Source organism: Bacillus cereus group sp. N12, assembly GCF_016483575.1.
GTDB lineage: Bacteria > Bacillota > Bacilli > Bacillales > Bacillaceae_G > Bacillus_A > Bacillus_A toyonensis.
Map to the genome: position 1 here is coordinate 37,129 of NZ_JAEHBO010000043.1, position 8,128 is coordinate 45,256.

Consider the following 8,128-nt stretch of genomic DNA (forward strand, 5'->3'; position numbering starts at 1 on the left):
CCTTGTGCGCTCCCTAGACGCACAAGGCTTACTATTTTATATCCCTTTAATTAGCTTGATCTAAATTATCCTGCGAACTTCCATCTTCTTTTAAATGACTATGTTTTTTCGAATAAACAAAGTATACAACTACTCCGATTGCTAACCAAACACCGAAGTATATCCATGTTTTTAATGGTAAATTTACCATTAAGAATAGACAACATGCAACTGAAATAATCGGTAAGATCGGTACAAGTGGTACCATAAATCCACGTTGTAATTTCGGATGCGTTTTACGAAGAATGATAACAGTTACACCCACCATGGCGAATGTTAATAACGCTCCAATATTCGCTAAATTCGACAATTCTTTTAAATCGATAAATCCAGCAATTAAAGCACTACCAATTCCCGTTAACCACACTGAAAATGTTGGCGCTTCAGTCTTCTTGTTAATTTTCGCAAAAGATTTTGGTAATAAACCGTCACGGCTCATTGCGAAGAATACACGCGTTGTCGCATAAATGTAAGCGAAAATTACAGCCATAATACCGATTACAGCTCCAATAGCAATTACACCAGCCACTTTATCTTGTCCTACAACTTCTAACACATATGCCATAGCTTCAGGTACATCTAATTCCTTATAAGAAACCATACCTGTCATAACGAGACAAACTACAACATAAATGATTGTACAAATAACTAACGAGGCAATAATACCAATTGGTAGATCACGTTGCGGATTTTTTACTTCTTCAGCAGAAGTTGCTAATGCATCAAATCCTAAGAAAGCAAAGAATACTGCTGCTCCCCCTGCGAACACTCCACTTAAACCGTAAGGTGCAAATGGTATCCAGTTTTCTGGTTTCACGTAGAATACACCAACTGCAATGAATAAAACAACAATACCAATTTTAATTAATACCATTATGTTATTCACACGCTTACTTTCTTTTGTACCTCGTGATAATAACCAAGTTATCACTAAGGTAACGATAACTGCCGGTAAGTTTACCATACCACCTTGCGCTGGAATCGTTAGCAATGCTTTTGGGATTTCAAGTCCCAATCCACTCACTAAATTATTGAAATAACCCGTCCATCCGCCAGCTACTGCGGCAGTCGTTACGACATATACGGATAACAATGTCCATCCCATTAAATGAGCAACAAACTCACCAATTGTTGCATACGAATATGTGTACACACTACCTGAAACAGGGAGTGTAGATGCAACTTCCGCATAACATAAAGCTGCAAATCCACAAACAATTGCTGCAATCATAAATGAAAAAATAACTGCTGGACCAGCATCTCTTGCTGCTACTAATCCAGTTAATACTAGAACTCCTGTACCAATTATCGCACCAATTCCTAGCATTGTTAGGTCGAATGCCCCTAGCGTTTTCGTTAAAGTTTTACTTTTACTTTCCCCTAACAATTGCGTAACGGATTTCTTTTTAAATAGGTTGGCCACGATGAATGCCCCCTTTTGCCAAGAAGAGCTAAGAGGTATTATCTCTTAGCTCTTATCATGTTGTTTTATATATTGTTCGATTTTGTTTTGTATAATGCTTCTATTAGCAAGATACTGTTTCTGCCTCTAATAATTCTTTAGCACCTTTGTACTCTACACCGTGAGCTTCTGCAACAGCTTCAAATGTTACATAGCCATCTAATGTGTTAATACCTTTTAATAATGCAGTGTTGCCTAGGCAAGCAGCTTTGTAGCCTTTGTTAGCAATTTGTACTGCATATGGTACTGTTACGTTTGTTAATGCAAGAGTTGATGTACGTGGAACCGCACCTGGCATGTTTGCAACTGCATAATGAACAACACCGTGTTTTTCGTAAGTTGGGTTATCATGAGTTGTAATACGGTCAGTTGTTTCGAAAATACCACCTTGGTCAATCGCGATATCTACAACAACAGAACCCGGTTCCATTGATTTAATCATTTCTTCTGTTACAAGTTTTGGCGCTTTTGCACCTGGGATTAATACTGCACCAATTACAAGATCAGACTCTTTTACAGCTTCTGCAATATTGTAAGGATTAGACATTAAAGTTTTTACTTGGTTTCCGAAAATGTCATCTAATTGACGAAGACGTTCTGCACTTAAGTCGATGATTGTTACATCCGCACCTAGTCCAACTGCAATTTTAGCAGCATTTGTACCAGCTTGTCCACCACCGATAATTGTTACTTTACCACGTTTAACCCCTGGAACACCTGCAAGTAAGATACCTTTACCGCCTTTGTTTTTCTCAAGGAACTGTGCACCAATTTGTGCAGCCATACGACCAGCTACTTCACTCATAGGTGCAAGTAATGGTAATGAACGGTTTTCTAATTGTACTGTTTCGTACGCAATAGCTACTACTTTCTTCTCGATTAAAGCTTTTGTTAATTCTGGTTCTGGAGCTAAGTGTAAGTATGTGAATAAGATTAAACCTTCACTGAAGTGTTTGTATTCGCTTTCAATTGGTTCCTTAACTTTCATAACCATTTCCATGTTCCAAGCTTCTTCAGCTGTATCAACAATTTTTGCTCCAGCTTCAACATACTGAGCATCTGTGAAACCAGATCCTAAACCTGCACCCTTTTGAATAAATACTTCATGATTGTTACGAATTAAATGTACAACACCAGCTGGTGTCATTGCCACACGGTTTTCGTTGTTTTTAATTTCTGCTGGTACCCCAATACGCATAATGAAATGCCCCCTTATAATTAACAGAAAAAAGAAAGTCTTTTTTCTTTTTGTAATAATTAATAACTTATGTCCTTATTCTAGCATAACTTAAAAGTTATGAAAACGCTAACATATCATTTTTCTAAAGTTTTTATATTTAGAATAGTGTAAATATATAAAACATTGATTCTATTAGGAAGTTCGTTCTATTTCATTATCTATTACTCTATTTTTATTATATCCCTTCAAAATAAGCAGTAATCATTTATTATTTGACAATAATATAACAATGTAAAAACTCCAAATGAAGACGTATACATATACAGTTATTACTTTACACAATATTTTAGAAATATATTCTTTTTACAAAAAACAGCTGCTGGCATTTAGCCAGCAGCTGGATAACTTATAAATAACTTTGAAAACAAATCATCTGTTGTTTCAGTAATTTTATCAAACAGATCACTTTCTTCCGCTTCTTGCTCTTTTAACTCCTTAATTGTTTCACGTGCATCTTCAGGATAATCGGTAATGATACCATCTACGTTTAACTTATAATATGCCTTTAAACTCTCCATATCATTTACTGTCCATACGTAAATTGGCTTATTTAACTTCCTTGCTTCTTTTACTAATTTCTTATTTAACATGTATTCTTCTGCTACATAAAAGTCAGCTTTTACATTCTTTAAGTTAGCTCTACTTGCATACAGTATATATCCTACTTTTATATCTGAATTTGCACGCTTAAACTCTTTAATGAGTGGATAGTGTAACGTTTGAATTACACATTGCTTCTCAAATTCATTATCTTTAATCGCTTTTAATACTTTATTTACAAAGTCTTTTTCGCCCCCATGAAGCTTCACTTCAATATTGAGTTTGATTTTCCCCTTTGCAAGCTTAATGATTTCATCAAGTGTACTTATTTGTCCTGAAAATCCATCTTGACTAAGAGTAAGCTGTCTTAATTCATCCATCGTTAAATCTGACACATGCACATTGGCATTTGCAAGACGTTTTAACTTCAAGTCATGTATAACCGCTAGCTCACCGTCTTTCGTTTGTAATACATCTATTTCAGCGTAGTCTGCTTTTGCATCAATAGCACCTTGCACAGCTTCTTTCGTATTTTCTACCCCTTTTGATATATATCCGCGGTGCGCCATAATAATCGGTTCTTTATACGAATTTGAAATAAACGTTACAATGAAGGCAACGACCATTCCGGCCGTAATAATCCCTACAATATATACACTAATAAATTTCCAACGATGTTTTTGGAAAAAACATTTATCCGCTTTCGTTTTCGAATAATCTAATCCTTCTTCTAATAAAACATCTTCAACCGGAACCTTTTGTAAGTACAATCTTGTTATAGCCATAATATAAAATGGTGTAACGATAAAGCTAAATAAATACAATGTACTTGTTAGGAATACAGAAATCGTTGATTCAGCTAATAAAGCAAATGTTCCTTCTGGGTTTGTAAATTCATACACACCCCATAGACACAATAAATATATTCCAAAAAACACAATATAAACAATTCCTATTGAAATAAAAAACCCTACTAAAAAGAATAGTACTTTAAAAAAGCTTTCTTTTACTAAAGCTGCACTTTTACGCGCTGCTGTGCGAAACGGCTTTTGTTCTAAAACAACAATAGGTAGAACGAAAATCCAGCGAAGGTTCAAATACGCAACTACGGCAAAGAACGTGTAATAGCCTACTTGTCCCATCGTCGTTTTAAACAGTTCTCCTGTAATAAAGTTAGGAATTTGGATTTGCGGAATTAATGCCGTTTCATATCCCATATTTAAAAGAGGTAGCAATACGACAGCATATAAAATAAATCCCGGTAAGCAATATGTGAAAAGCGTAGGTAAGTACGTTACTGTTTTATATAAAATCGGACGTAATTTCACCTTTTGTCTTTTATGAGCGAAATACGAAATAATAATAAGCACCGCAAATTCCGTAAAGATAAGAAACAGTGCTAACAATGATAAAATTACGATTGCCAAAATGCCGTATGGTGTTTTCAAAAATGCTAATAATTCATCATTTGTCGCATTTGCGTAACCACCAAAATACAATAATTTATTAAAAATGATCCCAAACAGTGGAACAAATACAATCGCTGCTAACAATTTATAAGCAAGTTGAAAGGTTAATACATTCCAAAAAGCAAATTTTACTGTTTGAAAGGAATGGCTCATTACTCCTGGTATAGATAGTCTTTTACGGTGTTGCATATATTCCTCCACATTCTAAAACGATATTTGAGATGGATTCCACATTTCCATTTCTAATCCATCTTTTTAATAATAATATATTCCGCTTAACATGAACACTCTTATACATATAATGAAAAAAGTGATGGCTACTTCCCATCACTTTTTTCATCTACTCTATTTTTTCTCTAATCCTTGCCCAAATGCTTTCAAAAAGCTAAAACCGAATGTGATCGCTCTATTGATATCTGGATCTTTTAATACTTTAAAGAAATCCATCACTTTTGTTTTTTTACCACTATTTAATTCATCTGTTGCAAATTGCAATCCAGTAACTAAGCTCGATGTGATTTGTTTTGTTACCTCTGGGTCAACTGAAGATAAAGCCTCTCCTGCCCCCATCATATTGTTCAGTGCATTTTTCACTGGTTCACGATTTAATTGCTCAACAGCAATTTTCGAAACATCTTCTTTCGCAGCAAGTAAACTAATCGCCGCATCTAAAATACCAGCTTTCTGTAATTGCGCTAGTAATTGCATCGTTTCCTCAACTGCTTCACGGTTATTCGCTAATTCCGTGAACAGTTCCTCTGCTAATTGCTGTTTCTTCTCTTCTTCTGTTACAACTTTCTTTTTAATTAACGTAATTTCTTTTGCCACTATCTCCGCCCCCTAGTCCACCAGTGATACGTATTGTTTTCTTTGCCATTTTTGCTGAATTTCAACACCATTTTGTGGATGGCGTTTTTTATCTCGTGGGTTTGAAGATGGTAATGGACGATTTCCTTTTTCACGTAATACGCGCAGTTTCACCATCGTTTGTTTATAAGCTGGTGTACACGTATAAATGTCTGTCGCTGTTCCTGTTAAAATATTAATAGCCTCTTCATTTACTGTCGCATGCATTGGTAAATATAACTCATTTCCCGTTACACGGTCTGTAACAAGTGCTTGTACTTTAATCTTACCAAACGGCGATGCTAATTCTACAAGACCACCATCTTTCACATTACGCTCTTTAGCAAGTTCAGGTGAAATTTCAACGAATACTTCAGATACTTTAGATAAAATACCAGCCGACTTATTCGTCATATTCCCTTCATGGAAATGCTCTAGCATACGACCATTATTTAATAGTAAATCATACTCATCCGGCGCCACAACTGGTGGTACCCATTCATCTAATGATAAACGAGCAAGTTTATCTGGGAAGTTAAATCCATCTACATATAATAGCGGTGTATCGCTACCATCATGGCTACCCCAACATAAACTATTCCATCCTTCTAAACGATCATATGTTGCCTGAGAATATAACGGTGCAAGCGATGCTATTTCATCCATAATCTCACTTGGGTTTTCATAATTCCAATCTCCGCCTAGTGCACGAGCTACTTTTTGTAAAATCCACCAGTCTGGTTTTGAATCACCAAGCGGCTTCAATACTTCATATAATCTTTGAATACGACGTTCTGTATTCGTAAACGTCCCTTCTTTTTCTAAGCTCGGTGCTGCCGGTAAAATAACATCAGCAAAACGAGCTGTTTTTGATAAGAACATATCTTGAACAACAAGGAAATCTAAATTCGCTAAAATATGTTGCACATGGTTCGCATTTGAATCTACTAAAGCCATTTCTTCACCCATAACATACATACCGCGCAGTTTTCCTTCTTCCGCCGCAAGTAACATTGCAATATTATTTAATCCTGGCTCTTTCGGAATCGTCGTACCGTACGCTTTTTCAAATTTAGCACGGAGCGTATCATCAGATACCGCTTGATAACCTGGAAGCCAATTCGGTAAGGTCGCCATATCACAAGCGCCTTGCACGTTATTATGTCCTCTTAATGGGTATGCACCTGCACCGGGACGACGGTAGTTACCCGTAACAAGTAATAAATTTGAAATTGCAGCTGAAGTTGTACTACCTCCTGTATTTTGAGTTACACCCATTCCCCAAAGTACGCAAGTACCATCTGCTTCATATACCATACGAGCCATTGCTTTCAGGTTTTCTTTAGAAATCCCCGTAATTTCTTCTGTGTAATCAAGCGAATACTTTTCTAACATTTTGCTATATTCATCAAAGTTCTTTACATTTTCAGCTAAGAATTTTTTATCATGCCAGTCTTGATCGATAATATATTTCGTAATACCAGCAAGCCATACATAATCAGTTCCTTGACTCGGATGAACAAATATATCCGCACGCTCAGCCATTTCATGTTTACGAAGGTCTGCTACAATTAATTTTTGTTCGTGTAATTTATGAGCACGTTTCACACGCGTCGCAAGTACAGGATGTCCCTCTGTTGGATTCGCACCAACGATAATAACAAGACCTGCTTCAGCGATATCTTTCACTGTTCCAGCATCCCCACCCATACCGACAGTTTTAAATAAGCCGTCTGTTGCTGGAGATTGACAATAACGGGAACAGTTATCTACATTATTTGTTCCATATATTTGACGAGCTAGTTTTTGCATAAGATAATTCTCTTCATTCGTTACTTTCGAAGAAGAAATAAACCCAAATGCATCGCTGCCGTATTCTGATTTGATATGCTGCATGTTAGATGCAACAACTTCAAGAGCTTCTTCCCAAGAAGCTTCAACAAACATATCTCCTTGGCGAATTAATGGCTTTGTAATGCGATCTTCACTATTTACAAAGTCCCATCCAAATTTACCTTTTACACATGTAGAGATACCATTAACCGGTGCATCTGAAACAGGTTGTACTTTTAAAATATGACGGTCTTTCGTCCACACTTCAAACGAGCAACCGACACCGCAAAATGTACAAACTGTTTTCGTTTTTTTAACCTTCGTCTTGCGCATCGCAGATTCCACTTCTGAAACTGCTAAAATACTGCTATATCCTGGCTCTACATCTTTTACAAAATCAATCATCGGATCTAACACATCTGGTTTTAATCCTGTCATAAACCCAGCTTCACCTAGCATTGTTTTTTCCATTAACGCATTACATGGACAAACTGTTACACATTGCCCACAACTCACACAAGACGAGTCATTTATACTTACACCATTGTCCCAAATAACACGCGGGCGGTCTAAATTCCAATCTATCGATATAGTTTCATTGACCTGTAAGTTTTGACATACTTCTACACACTGTCCACAAGCAATACATTGATTTGGATCATACCGGTAAAACGGATGTGACATGTCCACTTCACACGC

Annotated in this window: 5 protein-coding genes; all 5 read right to left on the reverse strand. The window is 36.4% G+C overall.

All coding sequences use genetic code 11. The annotated features are described in order from the left end of the window. Positions 1-46 precede the first annotated feature (46 nt). Positions 47-1,462, reverse strand: coding sequence for an amino acid permease (locus JDS92_RS18790; RefSeq protein WP_097957591.1), 1,416 nt, complete (start codon positions 1,460-1,462; stop codon positions 47-49). A 103-nt stretch (positions 1,463-1,565) separates the two neighbouring features. Beyond that, positions 1,566-2,699: an alanine dehydrogenase gene (gene ald / locus JDS92_RS18795; protein WP_001219740.1), complete on the reverse strand. Its 1,134-nt coding sequence runs from the start codon at positions 2,697-2,699 to the stop codon at positions 1,566-1,568. A 368-nt stretch (positions 2,700-3,067) separates the two neighbouring features. Continuing rightward, complete coding sequence (locus JDS92_RS18800) at positions 3,068-4,939, reverse strand: glycerophosphoryl diester phosphodiesterase membrane domain-containing protein (RefSeq protein ID WP_087969864.1); 1,872 nt, start codon at positions 4,937-4,939, stop codon at positions 3,068-3,070. 156 nt (positions 4,940-5,095) lie between these two features. After that, positions 5,096-5,578 (reverse strand): helical membrane plugin domain-containing protein, encoded by a 483-nt coding sequence (locus JDS92_RS18805; protein ID WP_001040512.1) that lies wholly within the window; start codon positions 5,576-5,578, stop codon positions 5,096-5,098. A 12-nt stretch (positions 5,579-5,590) separates the two neighbouring features. Beyond that, positions 5,591-8,128 (reverse strand): formate dehydrogenase subunit alpha (gene fdhF / locus JDS92_RS18810; RefSeq protein ID WP_199632317.1); only part of this gene is annotated, 2,538 nt, incomplete at its 5' end.